Here is a 15,640-nt window from a genome sequence, read left to right as displayed (position 1 = left end):
TAATAACATGAGCGAATCAACTTCAATTAAAGATCAACTGCCTTCTACGGTTGCAGCCACAGATAGCAATCATCTTTTTCCTGTTTTCCTGAAGCTGGAATCACTGCGTGTTTTGTTGGTGGGCGCTGGAAATGTAGGTCTGGAGAAGCTTTCAGCAATGCTGGACAATGCCCCCGGGGCCAACGTGACTGTAGTAGCTCCCACTATCGGGGAGGGACTGCGTAAGCTCGCCGAACATCATCCACGGGTATTGTTGCAGGAAAGGAATTTCGAGCTTACCGATCTGGAAGCAAAGGACCTGGTGATTGTTGCCATCAACAACAAAGATATCAGCAGGCATATCTATGAGGCATCGCGCTCTTACAATTTGCTGATCAATGTGGCCGATACGCCAGATCTCTGCGATTTCTATTTGGGATCGATCGTGCAGAAAGGACAGCTGAAGATCGCGATCTCCACCAATGGTAAATCGCCTACGGCTGCCAGGCGGATAAAGGAAGTGCTCAACCATGCATTGCCTGCAGAGCTCAACGAAGTGCTCAATAACCTGAACGCTGTGCGTAGCCGGCTCAACGGAAACTTTGCAGAGAAAGTGAAAAAGTTGAATGAGCTTACGAAGATACTGGTGGAAGAAGGTTCCGAGAAAGACCGTAAATGGAGAAGGATCGCAACGAGATCATTACAGGTCTTTGCATTGATGCTGATCGGTCATTTCATTTTCAGTTATGTTCCCTGGCAGGGGATCCTGGATGGAACTGTTGATCTGTACAAAACACTGGAACCGAATTTTCCCATCATGCTGCTGGCCGGATTTTTGGCCCAGCTGGTGGATGGTGCACTGGGCATGGGCTATGGCGTAACAAGTGCAACAATATTATTATCGGCCGGTGTGAACCCCGCTGCTATTTCGGGCAGTATTCACACGGCGGAGATGTTTGCAAGTGGCGCTTCGGGTTATAGTCATTATAAATTCGGAAATGTAAACAAGAAATTATTCAAGGCTTTGCTGATACCGGGAGTGATCGGCGCTATTCTTGGTGCTGTTTTGCTGATCTACATGGGAGAGAAATATGCTGATTATATCCGTCCTGTAATGGCGGCCTATACGCTTTTCCTGGGTGTGCGCATTTTATCGAATGCATTCCGCAAACCAAAGCCTCAAAAGAAGTTCAAAAGATATGGTGCATTAGCGGGAGCTGGTGGATTCCTGGATTCCTTCGGCGGTGGAGGATGGGGGCCAATCGTAACAACAACGCTGATCACAAAAGGGCGTAGTCCGCGTTTCGTGATCGGGTCTGTGAGCCTCACTGAATTCTTTGTGACACTCGCCAGTGCTTTCACATTCTTTACATTTTTAGGGGTGAGCCATTGGCAGACGATCCTGGCGCTGGTAGTGGGCGGGTTGATCGCGGCGCCTTTAGCGGCAAAGCTGGCAGGAAGATTGCCGAGGAAAACGGCTTTCATTTTGCTGGGATGCCTGGTGATCATCTGGAGCGTAAGGATATTGGTGAAGATCTTGTAGCAACCTGGGCAACACGCTGTATTCTCTGTAACAACAGAGATTTTTTAGATCAAAATAGTCTACTAAAATAGTAGACAATAAAAATAAAACACAATCAAACAACCCACACCAAGCAATCAACATTTATGAGAAAGGAATTGAATCGTTCCGGAATTTTCGCTTTATCCCTCAACAGGAGCGTGCAGGAACAGGCCGGTAAAAAAAGCCTGTACGCCTTGCTGCTGCTCATTCTCAGCTTACCCGTATTTTCAAACCTGCAGGCGCAGGAAAATACCATTATCGAAATCTCCGGTCAGGTGATCGATCAGCAAAAGAAAGAACCGGTCCCGGATGTAAGCATACAGATCAAAGGTTCCGTAAACGGAACTATCACCAATAGCAGCGGCGCATTTGTGTTGCGCACCAAACAGAAACTTCCATTTACTCTTGTAGTGAGCTCTGTGGGTTTTCAGCCGCAGGAGCTGGAAGTGAAAAGTCTTGGCAGCAAGCTGCAGATAGAACTGGTTACACAGACTGTGCTTGGCAATGAAGTGGTGGTAACCGCTTCACGTGTGGCTGAAAGTATTTTGAAATCCCCTGTGGCTATCGAGAAACTCGATATCCGTGCTATTCGTGAAACGCCTGCACCCAGTTTTTATGATGCACTCGAAAATGTAAAGGGTGTGCAAATGACCACCAGTAGTCTGACTTTCAAAGTTCCCAATACCCGTGGGTTTAATATCCCCAACAATTTCCGTTTTATGCAACTGGTGGATGGTGTTGACATGCAGGCGGCCACTCTCGGTGTTCCCCTGGGAAATGCCATTGGACCTACTGAGCTGGACATTGCCAGTGTGGAGATCACGCCAGGAGCGGCTTCTGCGTTGTATGGCATGAATGCCATCAATGGTATGGCCAATCTCATCACTAAAAGTCCATTCACCCACCAGGGTTTGAGCGTATACCACAAAACTGGTGTGAACCATGTAGATGGTAAAGACAGGGATGTAAGCCTGCTAACGGAGTCGGCTATCCGATATGCGCATGCCTGGAAGAATAAATTCGCTTTCAAGATCAATGCCAGCTACCTGCGGGGAACCGATTGGGTGAGCAGTACAGCCACAGATCAAAATCCCAATAATCTAAATACCGCCAATCCAGGTTTCAAGGAACTGAACGGGGCAGCCAATAATCCCGCTTACGATGCCTGGAACCGCTATGGCGATGAGAACAACAATGCCGTTACCATCCAGGGGGTGACTTACAATGGCAGCCCGCGTACTTTCATTCTTCGCCGGACAGGTTATTGGGAAAAAGACCTGGTGAAACCTGAAGTGGATAATCTGAAATTCGACGCTGCATTACATTATCGCATAACCGAAAATGCGGAATTGAGTTACAGCTACCGCTTTGGGAAGATGGATGGCGTATTCCAGCGCGGGAATAAGATCCAGCTGGACAATGTAATTGTGCAGAACCACAAGCTGGAACTGAAAGGACATAATTATTTCGTGCGCACTTACGTGAGCCTTGAAAATACCGGCGACTCCTATAACCTGAAGCCGCTGGCAGATAATCTGCAACTGACTCAGTCCTCAAATGCAGTTTGGGGCGATAAGTTCAAAACGGCGCTTCAGGCTGCACTGGCTACAAACGATCTGGCCACTGCCATGCGCATTGCCCGCCAGGCCGCTGATGCAGGAAGGGTTGAGCCCGGTACACAGGCTTACAATGATCTCTTCAACCAGATCATCCAGATCAATAACTGGGACCATAAGAATGCAGGAATTGCCGGAGCCCCGGCAACTGGCGGAGCCTGGCTGAAGCAGGAAAGCCGCGTGTACCACGCAGATGCACAATGGGACCTCAGTAACAAGATCAAATTTGTTGATCTCCTGGTAGGCGCGGATGCACGCATTTATGAAGTGATCCCGGACGGTAACAATTTCGTTGATTTCTCCCGGCCGCTTGCGGAACGCAATCAGCCAGTAAAGCCAGGATCTGATGATTTCGGTAAGAATGTGTACTACAAAAAATATGGCGCGTTTGTGCAGGCCACAAAAACATTCTTCAATGAAAAACTGAAAGCTTTCGTATCGCTTCGCTTCGATCACAATACTGAATTCGATCCGAAATTCAATCCACGTGTAGCGCTGGTGTATACACTTTCCGAAAAACATAATTTCCGCGCGTCTTTCCAGAATGGCTTCCGTTTCCCTGCATTGTTTGAAGCATTGTCTTTCGTAAACAATGGGAATGTGAGAAGGGTAGGCGGACTGAGCTTTATCAATGATGGTTTGGGTTACCTGGAGAACTCCTATACACTCACTTCTGTGAATGCATTCAATGCTGCTTACAACAAAGACCGCGATCCTTCGCTTCCTCCCAAAACCGTAGATCCGGCTGCCGCCCTGAAGAACCGTGCATTGCTGGAAGTAACTGCGCTGAGCCCTACAAGACCAGAGCGCATCAATTCATTTGAAGCTGGTTACAAGAGTGTGCTGCTGGGTAATAAACTGATCCTCGATATCGATGCCTATCTCAATGAGTACGATGGCTTCCTCGGTCAGGTGGAAGTGGCTGTGCCTACCAGTGGAAAGATCAATACCGATGCAGGCGTGACAGATATGGTGGCTGATAACAGGAGTAAGCAAACCCGTTATCGTGTATACACCAATGCAAAGAACAAGTATCGCAACTATGGTTCATCATTGGGTGTAACCTGGATCGCTTATAAGAAATTCACCCTCGGTGGTAATGTGAACTTCAACGATATTGTTTCCAACAAAACCACTGACGTCTTCATCACTGGTTTCAATACACCGAAATGGGTAACCAATCTGAGTTTCGGTAATCGTGAAGTAGTGAAGAACATTGGTTTCAATGTGGTGTGGAAATGGCAGGATGCTTTCTTCTGGGAGAGTCCACTTGCGAATGGGCGTGTGTCTGCCTACAGCACCATCGATGCACAGGTGAGCTTCAAGTTGCCGAAGTTGAAAACCACTATCAAGGCCGGTGGCGCCAATATTTTGAACAATCGTTATATACAATATGCAGCAGGCCCAACTATCGGAGCATTATATTATGCAGCGATAACTGTAGATGGTATACTGAAGTGAGTTATTTTAGCGGTTCAATTTGAACCGTATGCGAATAATTTCTATCACCATCCTGCTGGTCATGGCGCTGGCTACTAGCCTGAATGCTCAAACGAAAAACAAGATTTCGGAAAACCAGGTCTGGCTGGCTTACATGAACCAGACCCGGCTTTCCAATAAATGGGGTTTCTGGGCCGAAGCACAACTCAGAACGAAAGAAGATTTCTTTTCAAATTTCTCTACCGCAATTGCACGTGTGGGCCTAACGTATTACCTGAACGACAATACGAAGATCACGGCGGGATATGGCTATGTGCATCATTTTTCAACAGGGGGAAATCAGCGGATCGATGTTCCGGAACATCGTCCCTGGCAACAGATCCAGTGGCACACGAAATATGGCGGCAACCTGCGTGTGATGCAATATGCGAGATTGGAGCAGCGGTATCGCCGGAAATTGGAAAACCCTGATAAGCTGGCCGATGGTTATCATTTCAACTGGAGGGCGAGATATAGTTTCCTGTTGCAGGGACCTATCGGCGCAAAACCTTATGAGCCCGGCACTTTCTCCTGGATCTTGAATGATGAGATCCATATCAATTTCGGAGAGCAGATCGTGAATAATTATTTTGATCAGAACCGTTTCTTTGCAGGCTTTGCTTTTCATACAACGAAATCAGATCAACTGCATTTCGGTTATATGAACCAGTTCATTCAGTTGCCGGCAGGAAATAGTTACAGGACCAATCATATTGCACGGGTTGCATATTTCCACAACCTGGACCTGAGGAAGAAATAGGATCGATATTATTTTTTCAACCAGTTGCCCAATGCTTCGGAGATCAGTTTTCCTTCCACCATGAAACCATCATGGCCATATGCGGAATCGATCTCTATCAAAGAAGCGTTGGGCAATTGTCTTTGCATGAAGCGTTGCTCTTCCACAGGGCAGAGGATATCACTGCTGATGCCGATGATGAGCGTGCGTTGCTGAATATTTTGAAGCACTGCCTGTACATCGCCTTCGCGGCCACGGCCGAGATTATGAGTGTCCATTGATTTGGTAAGGCTCCAGTAGGAAAATGCATTGAATCTTTTTACCAGTTTATCGCCCTGGTACTGGATATAGGACGATGCGCGGAAATTGTCCAGTTTGGAATGATCCGGATCTGTCTGGTGTTTCACCATGATGCCGTAGTTGCGGTAAGTGAGCATTCCTACGGCGCGGGCGGTTTTGAGGCCGGCTGCGCCTGCATCCGGACGTTCTTCTTTCCAGGTAGCATCGGTTTCAATGGCCAGTCGCTGTGTGGTGTGTACGGCAATACCCCAGGCGCTTTCGGTGGGGCTGGTGGCCAGCAGGAAAAGCTGGTTGATCACTAATGGTTCGGCAACGGCCCATTCCATGGCCTGGTAGCCGCCCATGCTGCCGCCCATGAGGAGGTAGATGGATTGGATGCCCAGGTGCTGGCGGAGCAGGATATGCGCCTTTACCATGTCCCGGATGGTAATGAGCGGGAACTGGTGGAAATAAGGCTTTCCGGTGCGGGGATCGATGCTCAGCGGGCCCGTGGTGCCATAGCAGGAGCCGATGATATTAGCACAAACAATAAAGTATTCGTCGGGATTGATCAGTTCACCCTGGCCGATCACGCCTTTCCACCAGTCGGCCACATCGGAATTGGCCGTGAGGGCATGGCAGACCCAGACCACTTTGCTGTGGGGATGCAGGGTTCCATAGGTATGGTAGGTAATGGTGAGCTCCGGCAGTTCCTGTCCGGACTCCAATGTAAACGGTTGGTTAAAGTGAAAAGTCTGCATTCGGTCAATACTGATTCAGGGTGCAAAGTAAATGCCTGCATGAATTACATTTGCAAAAATCTTTACCATGATAAAAATTGAATTGGAGAGGGTAAAAGGCGATTACGGTTTTGAAGCTAAAGACGCATATGGTCATACTGTTCATATCGATAACAGCACGGAAGGTGGTGGATCCGATTTCGGGGCGCGTCCGATGCAGTTGCTGCTGATGGGCCTGGGAGGCTGCAGCGGTATAGATATCGTTTCCATTCTCAAGAAACAGCGCCAGAACGTGGAAGGATTCTCAATGAAGATCGAAGGAGAGCGTGAAGCAGGTAAAGAACCCTCCCTCTGGGCCAATGTGCATATTGTTTTTGAACTGAAGGGAGAGATCGATCCGCAGAAAGCCTACAAGGCTGCCGAACTTTCCATGGACAAATATTGTTCAGTGGCTGAAACCCTCCGCCGCGCCGGCGGTTCACTCAAATGGTCTGTTCGTGTGAACGATCAAAACATCCAATAAAATCAACGTATGTCCCAACATCCCATAACGAAGGCAATCCGTATCCAGACAGAGCGTACCAACGAAATGGAACACAGCACCCCTATGTTCCTCACCAGCAGCTTCTGCTATGATGATGCGGAAGAAATGCGCGCCACGTTTGCCGATGAAACCGACTTCAATATTTACAGCCGGTTCAGTAATCCCAACGTAAAAGAATTCACCGATAAGGTTTGCGCCCTTGAAGGCGCCGAAGCTGGCTACGCCACTGCGTCCGGCATGAGCGCCATCTTTGCCAGCTTCATGGCGCTGATGAAACAGGGAGATCATCTCCTGGTATGCAATGCCATTTTCGGAAGTACACATACGGTGATCACCAAATATCTTCCCAAATTCGGGATCGAGTATACCTATTTTGATGCGGGTAAACCGGAAACCTGGGAATCACTGGTTCGTCCGAATACCAAAATGATCTTCGTGGAAACGCCCACCAATCCTGGTCTTGATCTGGTGGATATGGAGAAGGCGTCTGCCCTCGCAAAAAAATACAATCTTCTTTTCAATGTAGATAACTGCTTCGCAACACCGATCGGACAGCGCCCTATTGAATTCGGCGCGGACCTGGTTGTGCATTCGGCTACCAAGTGGATGGATGGACAGGGCCGTGTACTTGGTGGTGTGATCGTAGGCCGTGCAGACCTCATCAAAGATATTTACCTGTTCTGCAGAAGCACAGGGCCCTCATTATCGCCCTTCAATGCATGGGTACTCAGCAAGAGCCTGGAAACCCTGGACGTGCGTATGGAGCGCCACGCTTCCAATGCATTGACCCTGGCACAAAAATTAGAGCATCATCCTGCTATTGCTTCACTGAAATACCCCTGGTTACCCAGCCATCCGCAGCACAACATCGCTAAAAAGCAGATGTACAATGGCGGAGGCATCGTTTGTTTCGAACTGAAAGGCGGACTGGAAGCAGGCCGAAATTTCCTGAACAATCTCAAAATGCTGACGCTGACGGCTAACCTTGGAGATACAAGAAGCATTGCATCGCATCCTGCCAGCACTACCCATGCAAAACTTACAGATGCGGAGCGTGCCGCTGTGAATATAACGCCGGGGCTTATCCGAATCTCTGTTGGCCTGGAGAAGGTGGATGATATTCTGGCGGATATATTGCAGGCGCTCGAAAATTAAGGGGGCGCAAAGGGGTAAATAATTCCGGCTGGAAAACAAACCACCGCGGGAGAATTTTTGAAAAGCAGTGTATGGTTTGATGAAGCTTTGGTGCTGAGCCGGGCTATGGCGCTTATGTTTTCAATGCCTGAATTATTTTACCCCTTTGCTGGAATGGGCTGAGGGTGCGTCAGTTTAAATGCAACACCATGAAGAAGCAGAAACTCGCGAAAGTGGTGAGAAGTTATGGAAAGATCATAGCCGATAACAGCCGGAAAATTCCGGGTGGCTTCGATATGGAATTGATCCATGATCTTCGTGTGGCATATAAGAAGTTGCGTGCTTTTGTGAGATTGATGCAGGAGGAGGAACGTTCATTGCAGATACCGGATGAATTGAAACTGTTGTATCGGTCATGCGGCACTGTTAGAGACCTGCAGTTGGTGATTAAAAAATTGAAAGATCATTCAGGAATAATTCCACAGTTTATTAAGGGGCTGCATCATGAGTTGTTCACGGCAAAGGAACTGCTGGTGCTGCATATTGAGGATATTGCCGTCAGGAAAGCTGTGAAGGAGATTGAAGAAGGATTGCCTGCTGAACTGACGGAAGAGATGGTACGGCATTTTATTGAGAGGAAAGTGGCAACAATTAATATCCTGCTGCTGGCGCTGGAACACGAAGATGAATTGCATGCAATCCGGAAAGCACTGAAAGACCTGGTGTATGTGAAGAAGATTCTGGAATCGGACCTTCATTTCAATTATCCATTTTCGGAATGGAAGAATGATGCAAAACTGGAAGGTCTCACAACGCAACTGGGAGAGCTGAATGATGCGCATATCGCGCTGAGTTTTTTCGATACAAAAAGAATAGAAGAAGCGCCGGCTGAAGAGAAGACAGCGGTGCAACAAATCCGTCAACAATGGGAGGAAGAGAAAAAGCAACAAATGCTTAATGCCATGGAAGCCGTAAGATGCCTTGATAGATTCTTCAAAACAGCAACTGCCTGATCACTATAATACTTTCTCCATCTGCATGCTTCTGGATCCTTTGATCAGTAAATTGGTATGTTCGAAATTTTGTTGGGTAAGCCATTCTTTTGCGGCCGTCGAATTTTCAAGGCTGATGAAGGGATGCGCCAGTTTCCTGAAATCGCCACCTACCAGTACCACAGCTTTCCAATTGTATTTTTTGATGAGCTCGATGATCTGCTGGTGTTCCTGCAGGCTTTCGGGACCGAGCTCCATCATTCCGCCGAGCATCAGTACTTTATCATTCCCCTTCAATGAGGCAAAGTTTTCGATGGCTGCGCGCATGCTGCTGGGATTGGCATTGTATGCATCCAGGATGAAACTGTTGGTGCCGATGGTCTTCAGTTGTGAACGGCTGTTGCTGGGCGTGTAATTTCCGATGGCTGATTGAATGGCTTCATTGGAGACGCCGAAATATTGTCCAATAGCTACAGCCACCAGGATATTCGGCAGGTTGTAAGCGCCCACCAGTTTAGATTGGATGGTGAATGGCTGGCCGCTGGTAATATTCACAGAGAGAAAGGGCTCGCTTTGCGCCACTTCTCCGGTACAATCAGCATTGCTGGTGCCGTATCTGATGATGGAGGGAATGCCTTTGCTCATGGTCTGCAGGTAATCATAATCCCACATCACGAAGGCTGTGCCGTTATGCGCACGCAGATAATCGAACAATTCTCCTTTTCCTTTTCTTACTCCTTCGATACCACCAAATCCTTCCAGGTGCGCTTTTCCGGCATTGGTGATGATGCCGTGTGTGGGCAGGGTATAAAAGCAGTAGCTTTCGATCTCTTTCTGATGGTTGGCTCCCATTTCTATTACTGCCATTTCCGCATCGGCCTTGATGCGCAGGAGAGTGAGGGGTACGCCGATATGATTATTGAGATTGCCCTGGGTAGTATAGGTTTTGTATTTAGCTGCCAGAACAGTGCTTACCAGTTCCTTCGTGGTGGTCTTACCGTTACTGCCGGTGATGGCGATGAATGGAATATCGAATTGTTCCCGGTGGTGTTTGGCCAGGTGCTGCAAAGTGGAGAGTACATCCTCTACTATGAGTATGCGTTCATCGGGAGTGGCAGGAGGTTCGTCTACGATAGCAAATGCTGCACCTGCTTCCAGTGCGGCCCGGGCAAAATCGTTGCCATTGAAATTGGGGCCCTTCAATGCAAAATACAGGTCGCCTTTTTTGAGCGCGCGGGTATCTGTTTGCACGGAAGGGTATTGCTGATATATTTTGTATAATTCGGGAATGGTGATCATAAGAAAATACGATGGTAGCAAATGTAGGAAATAAAAAAGCCGTCTTTTCAGACGGCTCTTCTATTATCTTAAATGAACTTATCTTTTTCTTGTATTCTGCCTTCTGGTTGGGTAATCGATACCTGTTTTGCGGCCGTTACCTTCAGGGCTGCCTACGCGATCCATTGCGCAACGGAATCCGACAGTGCTGCTGGCCTGATCTTCTTCCATATAGCGGCGTGTGCCGGGAGAGAGCCAGTAAGCGCGGTCGTTCCAGCTACCGCCCTTGATCACACGTGATTTGTCCGAGATCAGGGTGGTAAGACCATAACCGTATTTAACGCCCAGGAGCAGTGAGTCACCATCGAGGTAGTTGATCACGTTTGCTTTCTGGTAATTGCGGCGGGTTATGCTTTCTGCATCAGTTGCATAAACACGTTTTACACGACCGAGGGAATCTTTTTCAAATTCACCGTCTTTATTCTTGAAATCGTTCTGATAGTAGTTACCACGATAAGGAGAAACGTCATCGTTATCCACAGAGTTCATCGGGCGATAAACGTCGGCCACCCATTCGTTCACGTTACCAGACATATTGTAAAGACCGAAAGCATTGGGGTAGAAAGATGTTACCGGTGCGGTGTAAACAGCACGGTCGTTCAGACCACCGGCCACACCCATGTTATCACCATTTCCTCTTTTGAAGTTGGCGAGGAAAGTACCCTGCCATGCACCGCGGCGAGTGTCGCGGAGGCCATTTACGTTCTGGCTCCAGGAGAATACCTGTTTGTTGGTAATCAGCTCCTCACCGCGTTTTCCTTCTTTGCGGCTGGGGCTTGGGTTCTGACCTACAAGACCGAGGGCTGCATATTCCCATTCAGCTTCTGTAGGAAGGCGATAGTTGGGAAGCATGATGCCATCTTCGAAGGTTACAGTAGTTCTTGGAGTTCCGTTGGGGTTCTTCAGAGGGTTCTTCTTGGAACGAACGGAGTTGCCGGGGGTAGGAGTGGTCAGACCCATGAGGTATGACTTGGAGTTGAAGCTTTCGCTTCCCTGCCCCTGAATATTTTTCAGTGTGGTTTTGTTGATGAATCCTTTCTGAACCAGGGCCAGCTCGTTCACACGGTCTGAGCGCCAGAGACAGAAATCGTATGCCTGTTTCCAGGTTACGCCTACCACCGGATAGTAATTATATGCGGGGTGGCGGAAATAGTATTCAACCAAAGGCTCATTGTAGGCCAGCTCACTGCGCCAAACGAGTGTGTCTGGCAGAGCGCCATCACGAACAGCCCTGTATTCGTCCGCATCAAACACGTTGTTGATCCAGTACAGATATTCGCGGTAGTGAATATTGGCTACTTCGGTGCGGTCGATATAGAAGGAGTTAACCGTCTTACGGGCGGGAACGTTGTTCCAGTCGCTCATCACATCTTCCTCAGTAGCACCCATCATGAAGGTACCACCCTGAACAAACACGAGACCCGGGCCGGTATGTTGTTCTTTCTCGCGGGATACCTGGTATCCACCTTGTTCCTTGCTGTTGTATGCCCAGCCGGTCACATCGGATTTGCCCGATTTCTTGGCGTCGTTCTTACAGCTGGCTACAGCAGCGGCGCAGGTTGCCAGGATGAATAGGTTTTTCAAGTTCATTTTAGATAGCTTTTATGCCTTTTGGTTCAATTAAGTTAAACGCAGATGCAACGCAAAAATTGTACACTTTCTGTATAAAAAATGCAAACTTTTTTACCGTTCAGGCAGGTTTTTATTAACAGGGTAACAATTTTTCAGGGAACAGTAACCTGCGATTGCGAATATAGGCACTTTCGATCTATTTTTGATCAGATGTGCCGTTGCTTCACATTCCTGCTCAGCCTTTTACTGCTGCTTATCCAGACTCCCCGGTCACTGGCTCAGCGGACCTATGCCCCACATTCCGTGCTCGCCTCAGGCAACTGGTTTAAAATTGCCATTCCGGGCCCGGGAGTATACCGGCTGGACATTCCCTTCCTGCAAACACTGGGCCTGAATCCGCAGGGTATGCCATCCGGTTCCATCCGCCTTTATGGCTATGGAGGAGGAATGCTCCCTGAGGACCCCGGCGCCCCCCGTCCGGACGACCTGGTGGAAAACGCCCTCTGGGCCGAAGATGGAGGCGATGGCGTACTGGATAACAATGATTACCTGCTCTTCTTCGCCAATGGCCCGCACCACTGGATCCCGGATGCCACCAACCGCTCTTTCAGACATGTAAAGAACCTTTACAGCGAGCAATCTTTTTATTTCCTCACCGTGGGAGGCGCGGGTAAAAGGATCTCCGTGCAACCCGCCACCGGGGCGCCCAATACCACCATCCGAAATTTTTCAGAAAGATATTTCTATGAGCTCGATTCCGTGAATATCCTCAGCAGCGGAAAAGACTGGTTCGGTTATGATTTCTCCGAAATACCAGGGAAATCACTTCGCCACACTTTCTCTGTTGATCTACCCGGCCTCACACCTGTCAGCACCCTCTTCCGCGCCAAATGCATTTCACGGTCATTCGGAAATGGCAGCAATTTCGGTTTCACCCTCAATGGCAATGCGATCCTCAACATGAATATGCCGGCAGTGCCTACAGGACCATACGATCTTTTTGCGCAGACCGTTGAGGCAAATACAAATTTTTTTCCGCCAGGCAGCGGACTAAACATAGGAGTCACTTACTCTCCCGGCAGCGCCAATGCACAGGGGTGGCTCGACTGGTTCGAGATCCTCGGCACAGCATCTCTCAGCCTTCAGGGCAGGGGGCAGTTATTGTTCAGGGACTGGACAAGTGTGGGAGCGGGCAATACCGGGGAGTTTTTCGTGGACCAGGCCGATGCATCCACACAGGTCTGGGACGTTACCGATCCCGCTCAGCCAATTCGCATGAACAGCTCCGTTAGTGGAGCTGCTGTCCGTTTCGTGAATCCCTGCAGCCAGTTAAGGGAATATGCCGCATTCAAATCCAGCGGCCTGCTCACGCCAATTGCTGCAGGCAGGGTGGGTAACCAGGACCTGCACGGAGCAGATCCTGTGAACATGCTCATCGTCACCGATCCTGGAATGACAGCGCAGGCACAGCGGATAGCGGATTTCCACCAGCAGCGCGACGGGATCAGCAGCCGCATCTTCACGCCTGCACAGGTGTATGCAGAGTTCTCTTCCGGCATTCCCGATCCTGTAGCCCTTCGTGATTTCGTGAAGATGTTCTACGACCGTTCCAATGGTAACCCATCAGCCAGGCCGGCATATTTGCTGTTACTGGGAGCTGCTTCCTTCGATTATAAGAACCGCATCACCAACAATACCAACCTGGTTCCTGCCTGGGAAAGCGGCGTGTCGCTGGAGCCGCTCGGTACCTATACTTCCGATGATTTCTTCGGCTTCCTCGATGATGGCGATGATATTGCACAGCCCGGTGTTCACCTGCTCGATATCGGCATCGGGCGAATTCCCGCTTCCAATGAACAGGAAGCAGCCCGATATATCAACAAACTGATCGCATATACCTCACCGAAAGCGCTGGGCCCCTGGCGTAATGAACTCAGTTTTGTGGCCGATGATGAAGATGGCAACCTACATCTGCAGGATGCTGAAGTGATCACGCAGGCAGTGCAGAACACCAATCCGGTTTTCAATACAGACAAGATCTATCTCGATGCTTATCCGCAGGAGAGCGACGCCGCAGGCGCCCGCTATCCCGCCGTGAACCAGGCCATCAGCGCAAAGATGTTCAGCGGCAACCTGATCTGGAACTACACTGGTCATGGAAGCAACAGGAGGCTGGCGGAAGAGGCAGTGCTGGACCAGGACATTGTGAACAGCTTCAACAATGCCGATAAATTACCTCTCTTCATCACCGGAACCTGTGATTTCGGCCCATTCGATAATCCGCTGATCAGCTCACTGGGAGAGGATCTGCTGCTGCGCGAAAAAACAGGGGCCATCGCTTTGATGACCACCACGCGACTGGTGCAGAGTTTCAGCAACCGCATCATGAATCAAAACTATCTGTCTACTGCATTGCAACAACAGCCAGACGGAAATTATCTTCGACTGGGCGATGCCGTTAAGCAGGCAAAGAACCTGACCTATACCAATAATTCGGATGTTATCAATAACAGGAAATTCACGCTGCTGGGTGATCCTGCCCTGCGCCTGGCATTCCCTCAACAAAAAATAAAGGTGACGCAGGTGAACGGTAATCCGCCGGGAGCCACGCCGGATACGCTCAAAGCACTCTCTGAATATACTATCAGCGGGCAGGTGACCGACGCTGCCGGTACACTTCTTTCAGATTATAACGGCACTGTATATCCGATCATCTTTGATAAGCCCCAACCCAAACAAACCCTGGGCAATGCCCCCGGCAGCCAGCCTGTGGCCTTCCTGACGCAGCAGAATATGCTCTTTAAAGGCAAGGCAAGGGTGACCAATGGCCAGTTCAGTTTCAGCTTTGTAGTACCCAGGGATATCAACTATCAGTTCGGGCATGGAAAGATGAGTTTTTATGCTGAGAATGGTCAAACAGATGCCAACGGCGCATTCAGGGAATTCATCGTGGGAGGTTCGGGTACGGGTACAGGTGATAAAGAAGGCCCGCATCTGAGGGCCTGGCTCAACGACGAGAAGTTCGTGAATGGCAGCATCAGCAATGCCAGACCCATCCTGCTGGTGAAGCTGGCAGACTCTTCCGGAATCAATATCATGGGAACAGGTATCGGGCACGACCTGGTGGCAGTTCTTGATAATGATCAAAAAAAGACTTTCGTGCTCAATCAGTTCTATGAAAGTGAAACGGACAATTACAAAAGAGGGATAGTAAGATTCCAGTTACCCGAAATGACGCCGGGCCCGCACTCACTTGTGATCAAGGCATGGGATGCCGTGAACAATTCAAGTGAAACGATCCTCGAGTTCAGGGTGGTCAACGACGCAGAACTCAGGCTGGAACATGTTTTGAACTACCCGAATCCGTTCACTACAAATACCGGTTTCTGGTTCAACCACAACAGACCCGGTGAGGAATTAGCGGTTACTGTTCAGGTATATACCGTATCAGGCAAGCTGGTAAAAACACTAAAACGTACAATATTTTCTACCGGAAACCGTTCGAGTGAAGTTAATTGGGACGGACGAGATGAATACGGCAGTAAGATCGGAAGAGGGGTGTATATCTACCGCCTGCAGGTGAAAACCCAGGATGGAAAAATGGCTCAAAAATTAGAAAAATTGTATATATTGTAATATGTATTGATTTTTCGTTTTCTGAAAA

10 protein-coding genes are annotated in these 15,640 nt (G+C 49.0%); 7 read left to right on the top strand and 3 right to left on the bottom strand.

Going from position 1 to position 15,640, the window contains the following annotated elements; genetic code table 11:
- Positions 1-7: 7 nt before the first annotated feature.
- The 3 genes from FSB84_RS03610 (at position 8) to FSB84_RS03600 (ending at position 5,398) form a co-directional block, all read left to right on the top strand.
- Positions 8-1,522 (top strand): TSUP family transporter, encoded by a 1,515-nt coding sequence (locus FSB84_RS03610; RefSeq protein ID WP_130542860.1) that lies wholly within the window; start codon positions 8-10, stop codon positions 1,520-1,522.
- A gap of 125 nt (positions 1,523-1,647) precedes the next feature.
- The gene (locus tag FSB84_RS03605; protein WP_130542861.1) at positions 1,648-4,620 is read left to right on the top strand and encodes a TonB-dependent receptor; all 2,973 of its coding nucleotides are present in this window, start codon (positions 1,648-1,650) and stop codon (positions 4,618-4,620) included.
- Positions 4,621-4,648: 28 nt separating this feature from the next.
- On the top strand, positions 4,649-5,398 hold the full coding sequence (locus tag FSB84_RS03600; RefSeq protein WP_130542862.1) for a DUF2490 domain-containing protein: 750 nt from the start codon (positions 4,649-4,651) through the stop codon (positions 5,396-5,398).
- Between the two features lie 8 nt (positions 5,399-5,406).
- Here FSB84_RS03600 and FSB84_RS03595 read toward each other — a convergent pair whose 3' ends face one another.
- Positions 5,407-6,417, bottom strand: a complete 1,011-nt coding sequence (locus FSB84_RS03595; protein ID WP_130542863.1) for a homoserine O-acetyltransferase family protein — start codon at positions 6,415-6,417, stop codon at positions 5,407-5,409.
- Between the two features lie 67 nt (positions 6,418-6,484).
- Between FSB84_RS03595 and FSB84_RS03590 the strand changes: the two genes are divergently transcribed.
- The 3 genes from FSB84_RS03590 to FSB84_RS03580 all read left to right on the top strand — a co-directional run bounded on the left by FSB84_RS03590 (position 6,485) and on the right by FSB84_RS03580 (position 9,087).
- Positions 6,485-6,919 carry an OsmC family protein gene (locus tag FSB84_RS03590; RefSeq protein WP_130542864.1) on the top strand — a complete coding sequence of 145 codons (435 nt, stop codon included), beginning with the start codon at positions 6,485-6,487 and terminating at the stop codon, positions 6,917-6,919.
- A gap of 9 nt (positions 6,920-6,928) precedes the next feature.
- Positions 6,929-8,095, top strand: a complete 1,167-nt coding sequence (locus FSB84_RS03585; protein ID WP_130542865.1) for a trans-sulfuration enzyme family protein — start codon at positions 6,929-6,931, stop codon at positions 8,093-8,095.
- 188 nt (positions 8,096-8,283) lie between these two features.
- On the top strand, positions 8,284-9,087 hold the full coding sequence (locus FSB84_RS03580) for a CHAD domain-containing protein (protein WP_130542866.1): 804 nt from the start codon (positions 8,284-8,286) through the stop codon (positions 9,085-9,087).
- A 3-nt stretch (positions 9,088-9,090) separates the two neighbouring features.
- Here the strand turns inward: FSB84_RS03580 and FSB84_RS03575 are convergent, their stop codons facing one another.
- Positions 9,091-10,365, bottom strand: a complete 1,275-nt coding sequence (locus tag FSB84_RS03575) for a UDP-N-acetylmuramoyl-tripeptide--D-alanyl-D-alanine ligase (RefSeq protein WP_165434927.1) — start codon at positions 10,363-10,365, stop codon at positions 9,091-9,093.
- A 78-nt stretch (positions 10,366-10,443) separates the two neighbouring features.
- Positions 10,444-11,994: an SUMF1/EgtB/PvdO family nonheme iron enzyme gene (locus FSB84_RS03570; RefSeq protein ID WP_130542867.1), complete on the bottom strand. Its 1,551-nt coding sequence runs from the start codon at positions 11,992-11,994 to the stop codon at positions 10,444-10,446.
- 192 nt (positions 11,995-12,186) lie between these two features.
- On the opposite strand from FSB84_RS03570, the gene porU reads away from it, so the two are divergent.
- The gene (gene porU / locus FSB84_RS03565; RefSeq protein WP_158643767.1) at positions 12,187-15,612 is read left to right on the top strand and encodes a type IX secretion system sortase PorU; all 3,426 of its coding nucleotides are present in this window, start codon (positions 12,187-12,189) and stop codon (positions 15,610-15,612) included.
- The last annotated feature ends 28 nt before the right edge of the window (positions 15,613-15,640 follow it).

Source organism: Pseudobacter ginsenosidimutans (assembly GCF_007970185.1).
GTDB classification, from domain to species: domain Bacteria; phylum Bacteroidota; class Bacteroidia; order Chitinophagales; family Chitinophagaceae; genus Pseudobacter; species Pseudobacter ginsenosidimutans.
This window is presented reverse-complemented; position numbering and strand designations above follow the sequence as displayed.

What these genes read in the sequence shown, in the direction of transcription:
- FSB84_RS03600 (WP_130542862.1), top strand. Translation starts at nt 4,649, where the DNA reads ATGCGAATAATTTCTATCACCATCCTGCTGGTCATGGCGCTGGCTACT.
- FSB84_RS03570 (WP_130542867.1), bottom strand. Translation starts at nt 11,994, where the DNA reads ATGAACTTGAAAAACCTATTCATCCTGGCAACCTGCGCCGCTGCTGTA.
- porU (WP_158643767.1), top strand. Translation starts at nt 12,187, where the DNA reads ATGTGCCGTTGCTTCACATTCCTGCTCAGCCTTTTACTGCTGCTTATC.
- FSB84_RS03590 (WP_130542864.1), top strand. Translation starts at nt 6,485, where the DNA reads ATGATAAAAATTGAATTGGAGAGGGTAAAAGGCGATTACGGTTTTGAA.
- FSB84_RS03575 (WP_165434927.1), bottom strand. Translation starts at nt 10,365, where the DNA reads ATGATCACCATTCCCGAATTATACAAAATATATCAGCAATACCCTTCC.
- FSB84_RS03585 (WP_130542865.1), top strand. Translation starts at nt 6,929, where the DNA reads ATGTCCCAACATCCCATAACGAAGGCAATCCGTATCCAGACAGAGCGT.
- FSB84_RS03610 (WP_130542860.1), top strand. Translation starts at nt 8, where the DNA reads ATGAGCGAATCAACTTCAATTAAAGATCAACTGCCTTCTACGGTTGCA.
- FSB84_RS03595 (WP_130542863.1), bottom strand. Translation starts at nt 6,417, where the DNA reads ATGCAGACTTTTCACTTTAACCAACCGTTTACATTGGAGTCCGGACAG.
- FSB84_RS03580 (WP_130542866.1), top strand. Translation starts at nt 8,284, where the DNA reads ATGAAGAAGCAGAAACTCGCGAAAGTGGTGAGAAGTTATGGAAAGATC.
- FSB84_RS03605 (WP_130542861.1), top strand. Translation starts at nt 1,648, where the DNA reads ATGAGAAAGGAATTGAATCGTTCCGGAATTTTCGCTTTATCCCTCAAC.